Raw genomic sequence first — 20080 nt, 5'->3', positions numbered from 1 at the left:
AAACAGAAAAGTTTATAATGATAAAAAAAATACTCATTGCCAATCGCGGCGAGATAGCGTTACGTATAATTAGAACTGCGAAAGAGATGGGAATTAAAACCGTTGCCGTTTACTCAGATGCAGATAAGGATTCGTTGCATGTAAAGTTTGCAGATGAAGCAGTTTGTATCGGCGGCGCAATGGGCAAGGACAGCTACTTAAATATTCCGAGAATAATTTCTGCAGCATCTATTACCAATGCAGACGCTATTCATCCGGGCTATGGCTTCTTAGCTGAAAACGCTGACTTTGCAGAGATATGTATAGACTCAAAATTAAATTTCATAGGACCGCTTCCTGATATGATAAATGCAATGGGAAACAAATCCTTTGCAAAAGATACTATGATTGCAGCAGGAGTACCTGTTGTTCCGGGAAGCACAGGAGTTGTAAACAGTGTTGAAGAAGCGCTTGAAGTCGCTCAGAAAACCGGCGTGCCTCTTATGATTAAAGCATCAGCAGGCGGCGGCGGAAAAGGTATGCGTATTGTTCGAGATCTTGCAGACGTTGAAAAAAATTATATGCAGGCAAGACTTGAAGCAGAGAATGCTTTCGGTAATGACGATGTTTATATTGAGAAGTTTGTTGAAAATCCAAGACACGTTGAGATACAGGTTTTAGGCGATAAACACGGGAATGTCATTCACCTCGGTGAAAGAGACTGCTCCGTTCAGAGAAGACATCAGAAATTAATTGAAGAGTCCCCTTCTCCTTTTATCAATGCTGAAATCCGTCAGAAGATGGGCGAGGCTGCAATTAAAGCAGCTAAAGCCGTGAATTACATCGGCGCAGGTACAATTGAATTCCTTGTAGATAAAAACAAAGATTTTTATTTCATGGAAATGAACACACGAATTCAGGTTGAGCACTGCGTAACGGAAGAGATTACAGGAATAGATTTAATTCGAGAACAAATAAGAGTTGCAAACGGTGAAGAGCTTAACCTCGGCGAAATAAAATTCGAAGGCCATGCAATGGAGTGCAGAATTAACGCAGAAGATTACGAACATAACTTCAGACCATCTCCGGGATTAATAACAGCATTAAATCAGCCCGGCGGTTTTGGCGTACGTGTTGATACACATTGTTATAACGGATACAGAATTCCGCCTTATTATGATTCGATGATCGGGAAATTAATAGTAAAAGGAAGAACAAGAGAAGAAGCGATAAAAAAAATGTCACGTGCGCTTGAGGAATTTATTGTTGAAGGAATTAAAACTACTATTCCTTTCCACATGATAATTATGAAGAACGAAGACTTCATAAATAATAATTACGATACAAGCTTTATTGAAAAACTTGGAATATAAATTTACGTACACAATAGAAATTTGCAAGAAACTTGAAAACCATGCTTAAAATATTTGCAGTAATTTTTTTATTATGTTTAACTCAGCTTTCAATCGGGAAACCAAATCTCCCGACTAAAGTTGATTCCACTAAAAAGCAGACAACTGCAGGACAGAAAACTGATACATCGAAAGTAAATCCGCTTTCAATTGATACGAATAAGACTGTTCCGCAACAACAAGCTCCACCTGTTACACCGATAGATACGGTAAAGAAAATCGATTCTGTTCTTACTGCTCCCGTATCGGAGAATACTCTTACTAATACGAAGCTTTTCATTTACATTTTACTTTCAGCAGGCGGACTCGGATTTTTCTTTTTCATATTTGTGCTTACGCTTTTCAAATCGTTTCACAAAAAACGTTCTACCAGACAGTCACTTCTGCTTAGCTGGAATTTATTCTTTGTCGTATCAATCATTTGGATTTTTATAATCTGGGGACTTGTAGCAGGGTTCTGGACGTCATCTGCCTTCATGGTCGTGATGATTTTTCTGTTTATAATAAGTCTCATTATGACTATAATAGCTATTAAATCAAAATAAATACCCTTCTAATGACTAAATATTATGCATTAATACTCGGCGCATCAAGCGGATTCGGAAAAGCAATTTCACTGGCACTTGCTAAGGACGGCGTGAATATAATCGGCGTTCATTTAGACAGAGCTTCAACTATGGATGATGTAAATCAGCAGATCGCTGATATAAAGGGCATGGGTGTTGAAGCAGATTTTTACAATGTTAATGCTGCTGATGACGGAAAGAGAAATGAAATTCTTGATAAGATTAAAGAAAAATTCGGCGATTCAGATTCTACAATAAGAGTAATGGTTCACTCGCTTGCATTCGGCTCGCTCAAAAAATTTATTGATGACGACCCGAACAACGAAGTAAACAGAAAGCAGCTTGAAATGACTTTAGATGTTATGGCAAGCAGCTTTGTGTACTGGACACAGGGAATGATGAGAAGAGGTTTAATGACTAAAGGAGGTAAAATATACAGCATGACTTCATCCGGCGGAACAAGACAAATTGCTTACTACGGAGTTGTCTCCGCAGCTAAGGCATGTCTTGAATCATATACACGACAGCTTGCTATGGAGCTTGGCGGAAAAGGAATAGCAGTGAATGCAATCTGCGCAGGCGTTACTTCTACTCCGGCATTAAATAAAATTCCGGGAGCGGATGCAATCATTGCAAATGCATTACAAAGAAATCCTTCGAAGAGATTAACTACTCCTGAAGATATCGCACAGTTCATAGTTGATAATTATAAATCGGATTCGGCCTGGCTTACAGGTAATACAATTCAGTTAGCAGGCGGCGAAAGTATCGTAGAGCTTTAATAAGGTTTTATTAGATTTTAATCAGATTTAAAAAACGGAACATTTAGTACAGATAAAACGTTAATATTTAAAATTAACAGGCCTCATTTAAATTTATGAAAATTTATGGCAGCTAACGAAAATAAAGACCCGTTTTCATTTGCAGATTTATCAGGTAAAAAGACAGTAACCAACAATCAGGAAGATAAGTCCCTTGAGTTAAAAACTCAGGAGCTTATGCCCACCATATTAATCGGCTTAGGCGGAACAGGTAAAGAAGTATTATTAAGATTACGCAGACAGTTTGTTGAGAAGTACGGCTCGCTGAATGACTTCCCTATCATTTCATATTTATATATCGATACGGATAACGCTCCTTCCGAAGAAAGCGGACTTGCGCGCGAAAGGGATTTTTTAATTAATGAAATTGATTTTCTCCCGTCGGAAAAAGTTTTCCAGTCAGTAAATCCTTCAGATTACATTTACAGAATACAGGACGTTCCTCATATAAAGGAATGGCTCAGCACTACAGGTGAAATTGCCAAGCTAGGTACGATGAATACAGGCGCAGGGCAGATTCGCCCGGCAGCGCGACTTGCTTTTTTTCATAACTATGATGAAATCGTTTCAAAGCTCTCCGCAGCGAAGTCAAGAATTACTGACTCACGTTCAATAAATATTGTAAAAGATAAGCATAAGATTCGGAACGTCAACACAGATAAGATCAACATATATGTTATCTCATCGGTCAGCGGCGGCACAGGTTCAGGAATGTTTCTCGATATGGGATTTCTTATCAGGAATATTTTTAAGAATCAGGCCGTCTCTTCGTGCTACTTAATGCTTCCGCATATATTTAAATCATACGGCAAGGAAAGAGTTTTTGCAAACGGCTATGCTGCATTAAAAGAGCTTGAGTATTACAATCTCAAAAACACTTTTAATGTATCGTGGAAGAAAAATGAGCAGCATACTTTTCAGCCCGGTGTTTATGACGATGTGTATTTAATAGACGGTGAGAATGCTAAGAATTTATCGCTATCGGATATCAGCAATAAAGATATTTATAAAATGCTGGCAGATACGATATTCCAAGATTTTTCAAATTCGGATTTTGCGAATTACAAAAGAGGTGTAAGAGTAAATTTAGTTCAGTATAAGCAAAGATTTTATCCCGAAGATAACTCAGTAGCAGATAATACATTTTCAAGAAAATATTCCACGTTAGGACAGGCGACGATTTCATATCCTGCTGATAGAATTATAGCAGCATGCGCATATAAATTATGCGAAGACATTGTGAATTATTATTTAACCTATGCAGAAGGTTCGCAGAGTGAAATAGATAATTATTTAATGCAGGAGTTTTTACCTGAGCTTGGATTACTTGAGACTACGAACAGATATCAGTTACTTGATAGCTTATATAAGAGCGGCGAGAAGACATCCATTCAAAATGAAATAAAAAGATTTTTAAATAATTTACAGAACGATTTAATAAGCGGTAAACGCGGCGACAGCTGGACAGGATTTATTTTAACAGAGAAGCAGAAGTTCGATACAAATTTCAAAGATGATTACGATGTAACGCGTCAGGGAATATATTACTCACAAATTTTTACTAACAGAAACAGAATAATCAGAGATGTAATCGGCGACAGAGAAAATAATTATATAGGAACACTCGAGAAGAAGATAAATTCGCTTGTAAATGATTCAACAAGAGGAGTGTTTTACTCGGTAAATCTGCTGCACAGGCTTCAATTTATTTTAACGAACGGCAACTTTGATTACATTCCGAAATACGATAAAGAAATAAAAGATTTACAGACTATAATTTCACGATATGACGGAGAGATAAAGAGAAAATTCCAGGAACTGAGGGAAGATGAGTCACGCTCGAAATTAAATCCGCTGAGAAAATCAGCAATGACGGGCAATCTTGAAAAACTGATAAAGTTATTAGAAGAATATTATAACACATTAATAAAATTACGGGCAAGAGTTTATGCGCGAGAGATTGCGAGCAAAATTCTTGAACTGATTGAAAAAACTGAAAAGACTGATAAAGGTAAAGTAATTGCATACGGACTTATTGCAGATCTAAAGAAATTAACAGGCAACTTAGGACTTTTAAAAGACAACTTTACCCGTAAGTACGAATTCTATAAGCAGAAGCAGGAGACAAGCTTTAACCTGATGGTTTATGAACCGGACGATGTGAAGAATGAGTATTATATACGCTACATCGGTACCGGCTCTAATGCAACTGATAAGCTGAAGGAATTATCTTATCAATTGCTCAAAGAAATGGGAGCATCTGATATAACTGACATCGTAAACATATTAAGAGAGAGTGATGCATCTGCCATTGAGCATAAGATGGTTGAGTTCTGCAAAAAGCAGTTTGAAAAAATAAGAGAAGATTACAATATAACGGAGATGTTGTTCGAGAAAGATGCGACTCGAAGCGAATCGAAGATAAAAGGAATGTTCTTACAGGCATTTCCATGGCTGAGAACAAGAGAGATACCGGGAAGCTTTAAGCTCGATGAATCTGCAAAGAAATTTTATGTGGGTATAAAAACAAATACGGACTCGTTCAAGAAATTCCAGAGCTTAATAACCGCTATCATCGGCTCGAATGTTGAGTTTAAAGATTCAGGGGATAATTCTTCGATTACATTCTACAGCGAGTGGGCAGGACTGCCGTTGTTTTATTCTTATACAATTGCAGAAGAGCTAAAGGGATATTACAAACATCTAAGCAATAATCACAACGTAGATATGCATATTTCAAAAAATGCATTTATCTATAATGATATTATTCCGCTGAATGAAGAAGAGAAGAAGAGACTTAATGAAGCATACAGAGCATATTTAATGGGAATGATCTTCGGAGTGTTTGATGTAATTCCTGAGAATGAAAATTCCAAAGCGATTTATAAATACACTAAGCAGGAAGGTATTACAGTAAAAAGAATTGAACAGCTCGGAATTGAATCACGCTTAGTGAATAGATTATTTGAAGAACAGGGTAAGGATTCACTCAGATATAAAATTCTTAAAGACGCCGAGAAAATTAAAGAAGAATTGATGAAGGCAGGCAAGCTTCCTGAAATGCTTTTGATATACGAATATTATTATGATGAAGTTTATAAGCCGATGGAAATAGAATCCGCCGGTGAAGAAAAAAGAAAACTGGAATCTTACCAATACAGAATTGCGCGTGAGCTTGCGAAAGAAATAGAGGATTCAATACAGGAATCAGAACGCCCTTCATTCATAGATGCTGTGCATAAACAGAAGAGAGAATTTGCAAATTTTACCGAACTAATCGGTGACGGAAAGAAAAGAAAACTTAAGACAAATCTTTTAGTAAAGGATTTTGTTAAAGACGAAAAGAAACCTGAAGTGAAAACAAACGGAGCTGAACACGAAATTACAGAGAAATTATCTTTAGATGATTTAAAGAAATACAAAACAGCTTTGGAAGAAGGACTTATTTCCGAAGAAGAATATAATAAAGTAAAAAATCAATTTCTAAAAATATAATATGCCAACATACGAATACAGATGCGAGAACTGCGGGAATGAAATTGAAGTAATGCAGTCAATGAAAGATGCACCGTTAACGAAGTGCCCTAAGTGCGGAAAAGATAAGCTGAAAAAAATGGTTAGCGGAGGAGCGGGATTAATATTTAAAGGAAGCGGATTTTATCTGACTGATTATAAGAAATCAAGTACATCGGAAGCGTCTACATCAAAAAAATCAGAAACAAAAACTGAAAGCAAAACAGAAGCAAAACCTGCTGCATCAAAAGACACAACTTCGAAGTAATTATTTTAATGCAGCTGCTGTAGCTGCATATCTGCTTACATCAAAACTTTCACCCAAATATAATTTTCTAACGAGTTCGTCATTGGCGAGCTCGTTTGCAGTTCCCTGCCTGAATATTTTTCCTTCAATCAATATATAAGCTCTATCCACAATTGAAAGTGTTTCGTGAACATTATGGTCAGTTATTAAAACTCCGATACCTTTACCCTTCAGCTTTGAAATAATTTTCATAATTTCTTCCGATGCAATCGGATCAATTCCTGCGAATGGTTCATCAAGCAAAATGAACTTCGGATCGGTTGCAAGGGCTCTGGCAATTTCTGTTCTGCGTCTTTCACCGCCTGAAAGCTGGTAGCCGTATGAATCCTGTATGTGAGTGATATTAAAATCTTTTAAAAGCTGGTCGCATTTTTTTTCCATATCAAACTTATCCATTTTCATAAACTGTAATACTGCAAGTATATTATTACGAACAGAAAGTTTTCTGAATATTGAAGGCTCCTGAGGCAAGTAACCTATTCCCAGTCTTGCGCGTTTGTACATAGGGAATTTTGTAATTGTTTCTTTTTCAAGTTCTACTTCCCCGCTGTCGGGTTTTACCATTCCGCAAATCATATAAAACGAAGTTGTCTTTCCTGCTCCGTTTGGACCGAGCAAGCCGACAATTTCTCCCTGCTTAATATTCAAAGAAACATTGTTTACAACAACTCTTTTTTTATATTCTTTAGTTAAATTCTTTCCTGATAATTCAATTGCTGTCATTTGATATAATATTATCTAAAGATAGATGTTATTACTTTAAAAAAATCCGAAATATTAATTCCGTAAATTCCAGATTTAGAACGAAGTACCGATATTCCATCCACACTTATCATTACTAATGCATGTATAATCCATGCGTAGATGAATGAGCGCGCGCGTATTGCCTGCACACCCAGTATAATGCCTGCTAATATAGAACCGAATAATTCCAGTTCCGGTTTCCCCTTATGCAGAATAAAAAACGGAATCATCTGAATAAAAATTGCATACCATCCGAACTTAGGGAATAAACCAAAGAGCATATATCCCCGCCAGAAAAATTCCCAGCCAAGCATATAGAAAGCTATGCTCAATTCATAAAGAAAGAAAATCATCAGGCTTTCTTTAACTTTTGGACCGCCTTGCGGATATGTACTTGCAAATGATTCAGAGCCGGAGACAATCCAAACGGTAATAATCATGAAAATAAAAAATATGACTGTTGTTATTAAGCCGTATTTCCAGTTGCCAAGCTGCAGCCCGTAATCAGAAAGTTTTTGCTTGAATACAAATTTGATAGAAAGAATAGGGAGAATAAACATCAATGCGCCATCCATACAAAACCAATATACACGGGAATCGAACCTGTCGCTTCCTATATTATTGTAATAAAAATTTGTCGATGCAAATGCAATTGAGATGAAAGTAATTATTGCAATGGAAAGGAAAATGTACGTTACTTTAAAATCCAACTGCTTAAAATTTTCGCGAATCTCTTTAAACTCTTTACCGATAATAGACATCTATTTCATTTTAATTATATACTGGAACTTGGGGGGATTTATATTTATTAAGTTCGCTTCAACAGGTAACTGCACTTCCGGTACGAAATATCCGAGAGTATCATCTTCAAGTTTTTTGAAATCAATAAATAATTTTATATCCGAGGGATTGATTTTTGAAAGCTGCTCTACACCGCCCTTTAAAGAAATTTCAGCCTTTGGTGGAATTAATAAAACTTCTTTATTATCCGGAACATTATTAATAGCTATATCAAGACCCTCAAAATTTTTATCTGCGGCAAGCTCAACGTTAAAGCTGTATCTGACTGACTTTGGTTCAATTCTTATTAAGTTACCCAAAGTATCCTTAATATTAATTAGTCCAGACATATTTGAATTTATATCATCAATAATTTTTACTTCTGTAGGGACAAATTTAATTTTATTTATGACAGAATTAGCTCCGATAATTTTAACTGAATCGGGACTTAACTTAATTGAGCCAACTAATTTATAATTTTCTTTAGTCTTAACTATTAAGTTACTTCGCAGTCTTACGTATTTTTCCGAATATTTATCTATATTAATGTCTATCTCTCCCGGTTCTATTTTTGTAAGAGTAATATTAGATGGAAGGTTTAATCTTTCCTGAATGGATTGATTCGTTACAATTTTTGATTCCTGCTTGTACTTAGATAAATCTAACTTATAGTGTAATTTTTTAAAAACAAGAATGTTTAATAAATCCCATCCCTTGCCGTTAACTGTCACATCTAAATTGGAAGGCAGCTGGTCCGCAACTGCCTCCGATTTAGAATAAGTTAACTCCAAAGGAACTTCAACTTCAATGCTGTAAGTATAGCTTAGATTTAAATAAATCCAAAGTATGATGGCAAAGAAGATTGATAAAAAAAGTATTTTAGGATTTTTAAACAAAATTAATGAAACTGTTTAAGTAATGCTCTCCAGTTGGAATCTTTAAATTCACCTCTTATGTTTGAATTTACAAGTCTATAAACTCCTGTTCCTTGTTCTTTCTCAATAAAATCTGCTTCTACACCGCCCTGCAGCACATCATACTTCCATTCTTCATAGGCTTTCGTATCGCTTTCAAAAGGATAATGATTAATCTGGTCCGGGGGTCCATACTGTACATATATTCTGCCTCTGTCAGTTTTCCAACCCGGATTATAATCTTCTTTAAATCTGTTATTAGCTTCGTTCATCCTTTTGAAATAATTTATCTTAAATTCGTTCTGAGGTGTCATAGGTGAATCGTCTCTCTTTTTCCAGAATGCATACATGAACTTTCTTTTTTCTTCCAAAGTATTCAGGTTCCTGTATGTTTTTGTTTCATTATCATCTCTGATGTAAATAGTTTTATCGAAAAGGTCATCTAAATCTTTCTCATTTAAAATTACATATTCCGATTTTAAATAATCGCCTTGTCCTTTATCGGAACTTTGCCTGTCATCTGTAACTGTAAAAAGGAAGAATTTTTTAGTTTTAACAATATTGAGATTTTTCTGAGTATCCACAAAGCTGAGCTCAAAAATATAGCCGCCTGTTTTCAGAGTATCAATTTTGAACATGCCGAACTCTACTCTTGATTCTACACCTTGTTTAATTTTTTTCTCTGAAGAAACTAACTCTTCATTATTCAATGATAATATTCTTCTTTTAATAGTTGCTTCTTCCGACATATTAGCAGAAGAAAGATTATAAAGTTCGCAATAATAATATAATTCAGAAACGTTTTTACCATATAAACCACCCGCATTAGGAGTCACTTCTAAAGTATTTTTGTAGAAAAGATTTTTAGTATCAGTGGACTTAGTTATAGATGTAGCAAGTTCAATATCACTTAACTTTACACCGCCGCTGAAATCTTCAACAAGTAAATCAAACTCAGAGCTGTCAACCATTAAAGGATTATTAAAATCAGAAGCAGTAACAACAACTTTATATTCACCGAATTTCATTTCATAATTTATCTGCCCGACTATTTTGTTTTTAATATTATTTCCGGTGGTATCACTTACTTCAGAGGGAATTTTATAAGTATTGACTGCCATCGGTTTATCAACATTTTTTTGATAAATTGTAACATCTAACTTGGCATCAGCAGAAAAACCGGAACCGCTTGGTGAATATTTCAAAAATTTTTGATAAACAGCATAGTAAAACTCTACAATATTTTTTCCATCAGAACCTCTGAACACTGATGCAGAGCAGTCAAAATAAAATTTTTCCGGAGGTGCGGAAAAAATATTTTGAATAAAAAAGAGGGAAAAAATTATTATTAATAATGGTTTCATAGAATATTTTTTTAAAAAAAAAGGTAATCCTGTCTGAACAGGATTACCTTAATATAACAAACAAAATGGATAATTAGAATCCTACATTCAAAGTAAAGTATTGATTTGTAGAATTGAATCCTGTTTCATTGATGACTCTGTATGCATAATCAAATCCCAAAGTCAGGCTTCCAAAAGGATATTTAAGTCCTGCACCGAATGAAGGACCGAATAAACTTTTATTTACATCATCTATTTCGGAGTTATCCGGATAGACAGTAAATGCACCTCTTAAGAATACCATTTGATTGTAGTTATATTCTAAACCAAATTTATATTCATCAGATGAAAAGCTTGAATTTTGGAAAGTTGATGAAAGAATAATATTATTATTTTTTGAGAATGTTGCTGCATATCCTAAACCGATTTCCAAGTTAGTTGGTAAATCAGATTCCTGCAGAGTTACTCTTCTCACTGTGGATATGCCATTTTCAATAAATGTTCTGTCTAATCCGGGCCCGTTGAATTTCATTGAGCTTCCGAGATTTTTAAGAGCAATACCGAATCTGAGTCCGCTTACGCCTGCAATATATTGAAGACCGAAGTCAAATGCAAAACCTGAGGCGCTAACGTCAGCAATTTGTTCGCTGATAAGCTTGAAAGATGTACCGAAATGGATTTTATCTGTCATAGCTCTTGCGAAGCTTAATGTACCAACTATATAAGTTGGTGAGAATGTTGCACCGGTACCATCAGGTGCATATTCTGTAGTAACTATTTCATCACCGAAAGATAAAGCTCTTATAGAGCCGCCAACGGTTCCTAATCCGCCGAGTTTAACTGCACCGGCAAAATAGTTCATATTGATATCTGCAAGATAATTCATTGAAGAGAACATTACTTCTCCGCTCTTTGAATTTATCTCGGAAAGCCCCGCAGGGTTCCAGTACATTGCATCTATACCGCTTACTGTTGCTAAATTTGATCCTCCAAGCGAGGTACCTGAGGAACCTATAGGGATTAGCAATTCAGGAGCAGCCAAAGTACCGTATTTCTTCTTTGGGCCCGAGTAGCCGTTTTGATAGGCTAAACTGACTGCTATTAGAATTATTATTATTTTTATATAAAATTTCATTTTTAATTAATCTCCTTTTAAGATTGACCTGCATCTCTCGAATTGAGAGATGCAGGAAGTTAAAATAACTTAGAAATCTACCCTTTCTTCAGGTGTAAATATAGCCAGCTTCATGGTTTTCTGTCCTATACCCGGAGCATCAATTAATGCTAAGTATAAACCAGATGCAATCGGAATAGCATCTAAGTTTGTCAGATCCCAGTTCATAGTTGAATTTTGATCGTTCTTAACAAGTTTCTTAACAAGATCTCCGTTCAATGTATAAATTCTGATTGTGCAATTTATTGGTAGTTTTCTAAACGTTACAAATCTATTTGTGGAAGATTTTTCATTGACATTGAATCCATAATACGGATTTGGAACAACTCTAATGTCATTTAAAGCACCTCTTTCAGACGCCACGGAAGTATTACCAATTTGTGGTTGCTGAGAATCAAATTCATAAACAACTCCAGGGCGTGTGACAGTATAAGGATAGATTACAAATGAATCCCCTGCATTCCATTTTGCACTGGCGTTAATTGCTCTTGGCGACCATACATACATAATATCTGCACTTGTCTGCTGTCTTACAAATAAATTATTACCGGCAGTAGTGTAAGTATTATATGGGGCGATATCAGCCTCCTGATAGGTTGAGCCGAAAATATATAATCTTTCACCTGAACCATATTCATCAGATGTTGGATTCCATTTTCCGTCTACACGACCACGCGGCATTGTATCATTGTTTTCGAGGAATGCGCAGTTTAACTGTCTTACATCAGCACCGGTAAGAGGATCCACTTCAAATACTTTGAATGGAACCTTTCTTCTATCCTGATAGATAAAACCAACAGCGCCGTTTGAAATATACGGTGCGTAAGAAGGATCAGCTAAATAACCTGCTGTCTGTCTGTTAGAGACAAATCTGTATGCTGATTGACCTGAATTTGTATCAGCAACAAATGCAATTCTCACACGTTTTAAAGAGTCAGCTTTATAAGCTGAACCTAACCCCGTGTATGTAAACACAGTAGGATAAGTGAGAGACATTGACGTGGACTGCCATCCTTTATCATCAGCAATTTTGAAATTAGAACCAGTCAGCCAGTTATTATTGGATGGGAAATATTCCCAGCCGCGTAATCTTGTCTGAATACTATCAGGTTTCATAGTTGAGGTAACATCTTTTAATACACCCAAATTATTAGGATTTCCTGACTGAGGATCATTTGATCTTATTCTTACGACGTTCATTAAAATACCGTCAACAACTCTGGCTGAATCTGTTCCGCCTGATCTGTTTCTTGTAAATTTAAGATTTAATACAGTCGCTGTTGAATCATAACCTGTTATAAACTTACTGTCTTTATCTCTTACTTTTTTCAAAGTATCAAAAGCAGTTGAACCGCTTAATTGACGTAAGATATTGTAGGTTGTATCAGCTTTGAATGAAATTCTGTACTTTGCATTTAATAGCTGAGTCTGATCGACAACAATTGGAATAACACCTAAATCTCTTCTGTTGGTAGTAATAGTATCTCCGTTTGAAAGATAATAATTTGTACCTGCTGTAGGAGCTTCTGGTCTAATAGTTATGAGCTGTGTTGATAATGAATTTCTTATCACCTTTCCACCGTTTAGAACTGCACTGTGGCCGGTTGAGTCAATTCTAGGATCACATACTCCATAAGCTACTATTGCAAATTTATATTCATTGCCAACTATGAATTTATCGTTTCCGTTATATTCAGAGGCATATTGAGTTTTATTTAAAGTAATGTTTCTTTGAATACCTTTATTTGGGAACCCTGCTGGTAACGGCATTTTATATGGCGGTACTATCGGGAATGGAGCAACCTGTTCAGTATCATGAATGGTTACGCCTGTTCTAAAGTTATCCAAAACAATTCCTATTGTATCTCTTAAATCAAAAGCATCGATAAGAACTACATCGTTATTGATTGTTTCAGGTCTGCTGAAATCAGGTAACTGAGTAGCAGATTTTTTAATTTCATATATCTCATATCCTTGGAATCTGTATGTACCCTGATTAAACAACTGGTCTTTATAATTATATTGCTCAGAAACATCTCCCCATGAAAAACTTACGTCTACAGTTCCGATAGTGCTGTTTGGTCTGTAAGCAACGTTTACAACCGGAGGAGGAGGAGGAGGAATAACTTTAAAGTTCAAATCAAAAACTTTTTGAGCAATAATGTCATTTCCTTTTAACTTTGTAACTGAGTTTTTATTGTTACTTCCTTTTGCAACAAACTGTGCAACAGTGATATTTTGTGTATCACCAGGTGCTACTGTAAAAGATTTTGCTCCTGAATTGAAAATAAATCTTCTGTCTCCGGGAGGACTTGCTTCTACCTGACCTGAAGTTACACCGCCGCAATTTTTAACATAACCAAAGAATTCCGTCCATCCGCCTGTTTCAGGATCGCCTGGATAACAGAATTTAGTTAATTGGCTTGTTTGTGCATTAATCCATGGAGTTCCATCTTTCTTTACACCTGTTAAATAATTGTAAGCTTGTGAAGGTGCGGAGCTTGGATCCTGCTCGCATAATGGTCCGCCCGCATCTGTATTTGAAAAATATACAAATGATGTAAGACCTAATTGTTTATAGCCTCTCTTAATTACTTTGTTCTCAGAGCCGGGAGGGAAATATGTTGTATCTGCATCTGCAAGATTTCCTGTAGGTCTTATAGGACTATGGAAAAAGTCCATTCCTGAAGCAGGAGGAGCAGTACCATATTGACCTGGAGCTCCTGTACCGTCTGTGTTAGTTGCATTATAAACATATCCCATGTTCTTTGATGTATCGCAGCCAATATAGTCATCTTTAGGGTAACCTAAATCAGGATCAACAACTACTCCAAAGTGTGTGGAATCCCAGTTTTTTCCGGATCTGTTAATAACTACCCAGTTTACAAACTGTAAATCTTCAAGACCCGGAGTTGTGTATGCCCATACTGTAAGGTGGGTTTCCGCAAAAATTGGAAGTGTACCACCTGAGAAACCTTCTGAAGTTGTGTGATTTGAAGGATCTGCATCTGTAAGACATACAAAGACTGTCTGTGAAGCATCTTTAATACCGGGACGGTCAATTGAAGGGTTATATTGACCATTTCCGTCGATATCTACATAAGGTGCACCGTAAGGAACCATTACACCCCAGTTAGCATAATCAGGGTTTGTATTGGCGTTATCTCCGGAAGTTACTTTGTATATTTTGAAATTTGAATTTGTCTTGTATTTCGGATCTGTCGGAACGGTTTGGTCAACATAACCAGGGGCATATTCCCCATTGTATGAAGCGTTACCCATTCTCAGATTTCCATTGATGTAAGTTCCAATAGAAAGACCCGTTGTAAATATGGCAAATTTGCCTGTTCCTTTCGGCCATTCAAAACCCGGAGTGTTGGTTGTCCTTAAATCCTGATTAAGAACACCGGTATTCCATACCCAGGTGCCAACATTATTGGGATTCAAGGCGACCTGTAATTTAATTACAGCATCTGTACTTGAAGGACGGAAATCGTAAGGATTTCCGGTAATAATCCTGACATTAGGCTTTGCTCCAATGCCAGAGATTATGAATCCCAGAAAAAATAGTATTAATAATAATTTATTTTTCATTTCTAAAATTTTCTGATTTATAAAAATTCAACGATTAATTTAAAATCTATTAGAAATTAACCTTTACACCAAATTGCACTTGTCTTGGAGCTCCCCAGTTAGAAATATTTCTAATTCTATCGTACCAGTTTGCTTTATAATTTTCATTTGTACCATTTCCGGTTGGAGTATTGAGCCATCCGTTGTCATCAGGTAATCCGGTTGCGCCGAAAACATTGTTAACGATTTCTGTATTGAGCAGATTTGTGCAATAAACGTAAAAATTCCAGTTAGTTTTCCAAATTGGCACAGTCTTATCAAGACGTGCATCCAATTTTAAATTCCAGCCTCTGTAAATTCCATTTTTTGTGGAAGTTGCAAGACCATCATCGGCAAAAGCTGTAGCAGGAAGTTGTCTTATTGTATATGGTCTTCCGCTGTTGAAGCTTAGTAAAACATTCATTCCCAGATTTTGAAGTATTTTACCTGCAAATCCTTTAGGTACATCTGATTCTCCGCCAAATCGGTAATCTAAATTAATAGAACCTGTATGACGTTGATCGTAATCTAATGGGAATACTACATTTGGTAATTCTCCACTAGGATTTGTAGCTAAAGAGAACTTACTATTTGGATCAGAACCAATTCCGGAAGCATACAATAATGTATAGGAAATATCAACCGCAAGTCTGTTTGTTCTTCTCATTGAAAGATAGAAGTCAAGACCTCTTGATGTGCTGAAATCTGAATTAAAGTATAATGCATATCCTGATGGAACTGTGGATGATCCTGAAATTCTTGCTGCACCTATTTGATCAACTGTTTCTTTATAGTATGCAGAAACACTTAAGTTTACATAATCGCCAATTTGCTGCTTAATACCTACTTCATATGAAGTCAATTTTTCCGGCTTCAATGAGGAGTTTTCAGCAACGTTTTGGACAGAGTTTGTAAAGAAATATTTAAATGCTAATTTATTGATATATAAATAATCAAGTGGTGGAATTTGAATAAATTTACCATACTGAGCGGTAAATATTGTATTATTTGTAACAGGGAATGAGAAACCTAATCTTGGGCTGAAAGTAATATCTGCTTCAGATTTTTTGTAGTCATCTGCTGTAAGCAATTCTCCGTCTGCTCCTAATAAATCTTTTGGATTTTTTAATACATCTGTAGCAACATCAAGATAATCCATTCTTACCCCTGCATTAACAGTAAAATCACCGAAGTCAATTTTATCTCTTAAGTATGCAGCAGCAACGATTGGATGTTTTGCTTCAATATCTTCAGCAGAAACGATTTGATTTCCATACTGGTCTCTAATATCATAACCGTATGAATTTAACAATACGTCTCTTCCGAACCACAAATTCTGCGGACTGAATGTCGGTAAACCTGTTGATGTATCAATAGGGTTAAAAGCTGTTGCAACAGGACCGAAGTTTACTTTGCGAAGTGTGTGATATCTGTACTCACCTCCAAATTTAAATTCATGGTCTCCTGATTTTTTTGTCTGAAGAGCATATGTTGCATCAAGTTTTGCACCGATATAACTGATTTCTTTTTTATCGTAATTATTATAAACTGTATTAGGTCTTCTGAAAACATTTTCAGTTAATGGATCCGGCTGTAATACTTGACCCTGACCCGGACCTGTTCCGCCTAAACCGGGAACGTAATTTGTATCACCATATTTAAACCAATCATCCTGGAAAATAGCATCTGATAATACATCTACAGTACTGTAGTAATTAGCCTGAAGCTCATAGAAGAACTTATTTGAAACATTGTGAGTTATTCTGCCATAAAACTGTTGGTCATCAATTTTTTCAAGAGGATTTCTCTCTGAATTTTCTTTCCAATAAGACATTGCAACTCTTTGCTGCTGTGTATTAGTGACAGAAGCTCCGAATCTGAAATTGATTGGAACCGATTTTTTAAGGTCAGTTAAATTGATGCTTAACCTTCCTGAATAAGACCATAATTTTTTGGAGAAATTAGGAATAATTCCGCCCGGGAATAATTGGTCTGCAATCCAGCTTGGGTTAGCGACTTGTAAATACTGTCTTTCAACCGAACTGTAAAAATTAATTATTTTTGATAATCCTTTGCTTGGAATAAGCGGACCACCAAAGGAAATATTATATAAATTATATCCTTGTGAAGTAGTTTTAAGCCACTTTCCTGCAAGAGCGTCAGTTTGCGCTTCTAAAGAGCCTGTGTATATATCAGAACCGCTTTTTGTTGTTACGTTAATAACACCAGAAAGAGCATTACCGTATTCAGCTCCGAAACCTCCGGTTAATACTGAAATTTCTTGTAGTAAAGAATTAGGGACTGAAGCGGTGGAGGAACCATCAACCGGATTAGTTGTGGCAACACCGTCAACAATAATAAGATTTTCTGAAGTACGACCGCCGCGAATATTTATCTGGCCGCCTCTTTCATCCTGAACAACACCTGCTGTTTTTGATACCAGATTTGTAATACCTCTGATACCTGAGTTTTCAATCTGTTCAGTTGTAATAAGTTTACCGCTTTGTTCAACAGGGATACCTTGTCTCTCTGCATTTATACCGATAACTTCAGTAGTAAATTCAGTTTGAGACATTTGGATAACACCCATTTTATTTTTAAGGTCAACAGATACTTTTACATCGCTGACTACTTTATCTGCATATCCTGTATAAGATATTTTAACAGTATAAGTACCTACGTCAACGTTTAAAATAATAAAGTCTCCATTAGCGTCAGTTTCTGCGCCAAGTCCTGTTTTTTCGACTACTCTAACAATAGCGCCGACCAATGGTTGATTCTTTTCATCCACAACTGTTCCACTTATAGAGCCTGTGGTTTGAGAGTAAGCTGTGACGGATAAGAACAAAGTAAAAAAAACAGAAAGGGTAACAAATTTCAAAATTGTATTTACCCTCATTTTTCCCTCCGTAGTAAAGTTTAATAAAAAAAATTAATTTAAGTTAAAAAACCCTCATAATAAACATATTTGCTACTATGAGGGTTGAAATCATATTTTATAAATTTGTTTAAATCTTAAAATCAAGGTTGAGGAATTTTAAGATTATTTTATTAACATCATTTTCTTTGTTTCTTTGTAATTACCTGCGGTAATTGTATAGAAATATAATCCACTTGCTAAGTTAGAAGCATTGAATGATACTTCTGATACACCTGAAGAAACTAATTGGTTATTTACAACTGTTGCAACTTCTTGTCCGTTTAAGCTATAAACCTTTAACATTACATTAGATGCTTGTGGTAAGCTGAATCTGATTGTTGTTGAAGGGTTGAACGGATTAGGATAATTTTGTGATAAGCTGAAATTATCTGCAACACTTGAAATTGTATTTACGCCAACAGGAGCTGTATAAGCAACTCTCCAGAATACAGGATGTGCATCTGTTGCTGTGTTAGCTAAGTTTACGTTTGAACCAGGAACTACGTCTCTTTGCACCATCATGTTAACATAACCGTTTGTACCGGATACATCGTTTTTAGGAGAAATACTTGCGTATCTCCAGTCCATTCTTGGTGAAGTTCCGTTTACCATTTTTGGTCTTTTCCATGAAGAACCACCATTACCTGATGATGTTAAATAGATATCACCAAATGATGTTGTATCTGTGCTTCCTGTAGATGCACTTGCTACCATCATAGATATGAATAATGTATTTCCATCGCTTGATACACCGATAGAAGGTCTTGCAATTGAACCAAGAACGTCGTTTGTTCCCTGATAAGGAGCATAAGGTACGTTGCTTGAGTCAGCAACTACAACGCTGCTTGCTGCACCTGATGACCAGAATCTGATTTTGCTAGGTGCACCAGGGAAGAAGTTACCTGCTGTTGTTTGTTTAATTGTTTCAAACGTAACACAGAAAGTTGAACCCTTGTAGCATGATGAAATACCTCTTAAACCGCCTAAAGAGTCAGAAGCGAAGTTTGCATCAAATATTTTTGTAGGAGCTCCAAATGTAGCACCGTTATCTGTTGATTCCATAGCGTAAATGTCACCATAGTTTGCAGGATCGTTTGTACCATCATTAATATAAGCAATACCGATTCTGTTACCTGTGCCGTTTGAAACTGTGTAACACTCAGCAGGACTTGCATTCATTGGCTTTGGTGCACCAAATGAACCTGAAGTTAAAGATAAACCTGTTTGGTAGAATGCTGAATCAGCTCCGTTAGTTGATGTACAAAATACATATTTAATAGTATTACTAACGTTATCTGTGGCAGCAATTCTCGGCCAGATGTATTTGTTTGCATCAGCTAGGTTAGGATCCAATGAGTTGAATGACCCTAAACCAGGGAAAGCATCTGCGAACATAATTGTACGAACTGAGGTATTAGCACCGATTGCTGTATGACATGCAATTAATGCAGCTCCTGTGCTTAAACCTGTGATTGTACCGAAACCTGATCTGCCTGATGCTGGAACGTTACTGATAGCACTCCATGTAGCACCTCTGTCTGAACTGAAGAAATACTGGATGGTTCTATCTGACCAGCCTGTTTCCTGAGCTGAGAAAGTGTAGCAAACGTGAATATTATCAGGTGTAGCAGGGTCCTGCCAAATTTGCAATGGAGCTCCGTTACCTTCTAAGTCGTAATAATTTCTTAAAGTACCGATTAATGTTGTTGTTACACTGTTGTACCAGTCTTCAACCGGTGCGCTGTATGTATTGGCAACTTTGTAATCCGATACAAGACCGTTGTTAACGCCTTTAAATCCATCGCCGTCTTGAACGATTTTGTATTGAACTCTTGAAAATCTGTCAATTTGTTCCTTGGTGTAGATAGAGTTTCCGAATGAAACATTTCCCACCAAAAATACGAATAAAGAAAGAAGGAATAATCTTCTTAACATTTTATCTCCTTTTTGATTTTTATTTACTAACAATTGTTACGAATATACAATGAGGGGCTT

At 36.1% G+C, this 20080-nt stretch carries 13 protein-coding genes; 5 read left to right on the top strand and 8 right to left on the bottom strand.

Features of this window, described 5'->3' with window-relative positions:
* Positions 1–17: 17 nt before the first annotated feature.
* The 5 genes from accC to JST55_12755 all read left to right on the top strand — a co-directional run bounded on the left by accC (position 18) and on the right by JST55_12755 (position 6559).
* Entirely contained in the window at positions 18–1352 is a 1335-nt protein-coding gene (gene accC / locus JST55_12775; protein ID MBS1494383.1) for an acetyl-CoA carboxylase biotin carboxylase subunit, read from the top strand.
* A 41-nt stretch (positions 1353–1393) separates the two neighbouring features.
* Positions 1394–1936, top strand: coding sequence for a hypothetical protein (locus JST55_12770; protein MBS1494382.1), 543 nt, complete (start codon positions 1394–1396; stop codon positions 1934–1936).
* An 11-nt stretch (positions 1937–1947) separates the two neighbouring features.
* Positions 1948–2739, top strand: a complete 792-nt coding sequence (locus JST55_12765) for an SDR family oxidoreductase (GenBank protein MBS1494381.1) — start codon at positions 1948–1950, stop codon at positions 2737–2739.
* Positions 2740–2844: 105 nt separating this feature from the next.
* Complete coding sequence (locus JST55_12760; protein MBS1494380.1) at positions 2845–6273, top strand: hypothetical protein; 3429 nt, start codon at positions 2845–2847, stop codon at positions 6271–6273.
* 1 nt (position 6274) lies between these two features.
* Complete coding sequence (locus JST55_12755) at positions 6275–6559, top strand: zinc ribbon domain-containing protein (protein ID MBS1494379.1); 285 nt, start codon at positions 6275–6277, stop codon at positions 6557–6559.
* Here the strand turns inward: JST55_12755 and lptB are convergent, their stop codons facing one another.
* The 8 genes from lptB to JST55_12715 form a co-directional block, all read right to left on the bottom strand.
* Positions 6560–7312, bottom strand: a complete 753-nt coding sequence (lptB, locus tag JST55_12750; protein ID MBS1494378.1) for an LPS export ABC transporter ATP-binding protein — start codon at positions 7310–7312, stop codon at positions 6560–6562.
* 20 nt (positions 7313–7332) lie between these two features.
* Complete coding sequence (locus tag JST55_12745) at positions 7333–8103, bottom strand: CPBP family intramembrane metalloprotease (GenBank protein MBS1494377.1); 771 nt, start codon at positions 8101–8103, stop codon at positions 7333–7335.
* Entirely contained in the window at positions 8104–9018 is a 915-nt protein-coding gene (locus JST55_12740) for a hypothetical protein (GenBank protein MBS1494376.1), read from the bottom strand.
* 2 nt (positions 9019–9020) lie between these two features.
* Positions 9021–10400 (bottom strand): GWxTD domain-containing protein, encoded by a 1380-nt coding sequence (locus JST55_12735; protein ID MBS1494375.1) that lies wholly within the window; start codon positions 10398–10400, stop codon positions 9021–9023.
* Between the two features lie 73 nt (positions 10401–10473).
* Complete coding sequence (locus tag JST55_12730) at positions 10474–11514, bottom strand: PorV/PorQ family protein (GenBank protein ID MBS1494374.1); 1041 nt, start codon at positions 11512–11514, stop codon at positions 10474–10476.
* Positions 11515–11583: 69 nt separating this feature from the next.
* A complete protein-coding gene (locus tag JST55_12725; GenBank protein ID MBS1494373.1) occupies positions 11584–15147 on the bottom strand; it encodes a hypothetical protein in 3564 nt (1187 codons plus the stop codon).
* Between the two features lie 49 nt (positions 15148–15196).
* Positions 15197–18046: a TonB-dependent receptor gene (locus JST55_12720; GenBank protein MBS1494372.1), complete on the bottom strand. Its 2850-nt coding sequence runs from the start codon at positions 18044–18046 to the stop codon at positions 15197–15199.
* 162 nt (positions 18047–18208) lie between these two features.
* On the bottom strand, positions 18209–20020 hold the full coding sequence (locus tag JST55_12715; GenBank protein ID MBS1494371.1) for a T9SS type A sorting domain-containing protein: 1812 nt from the start codon (positions 20018–20020) through the stop codon (positions 18209–18211).
* Positions 20021–20080 lie beyond the last annotated feature (60 nt).

It is taken from the genome of Bacteroidota bacterium, assembly GCA_018266835.1.
In the GTDB taxonomy this organism is placed as follows: domain Bacteria; phylum Bacteroidota; class Ignavibacteria; order Tepidaquicellales; family Tepidaquicellaceae; genus JAFDZO01.
Note: the sequence above shows the minus strand (reverse complement) of the source record. Positions and strands in the feature narration are given on the sequence as shown.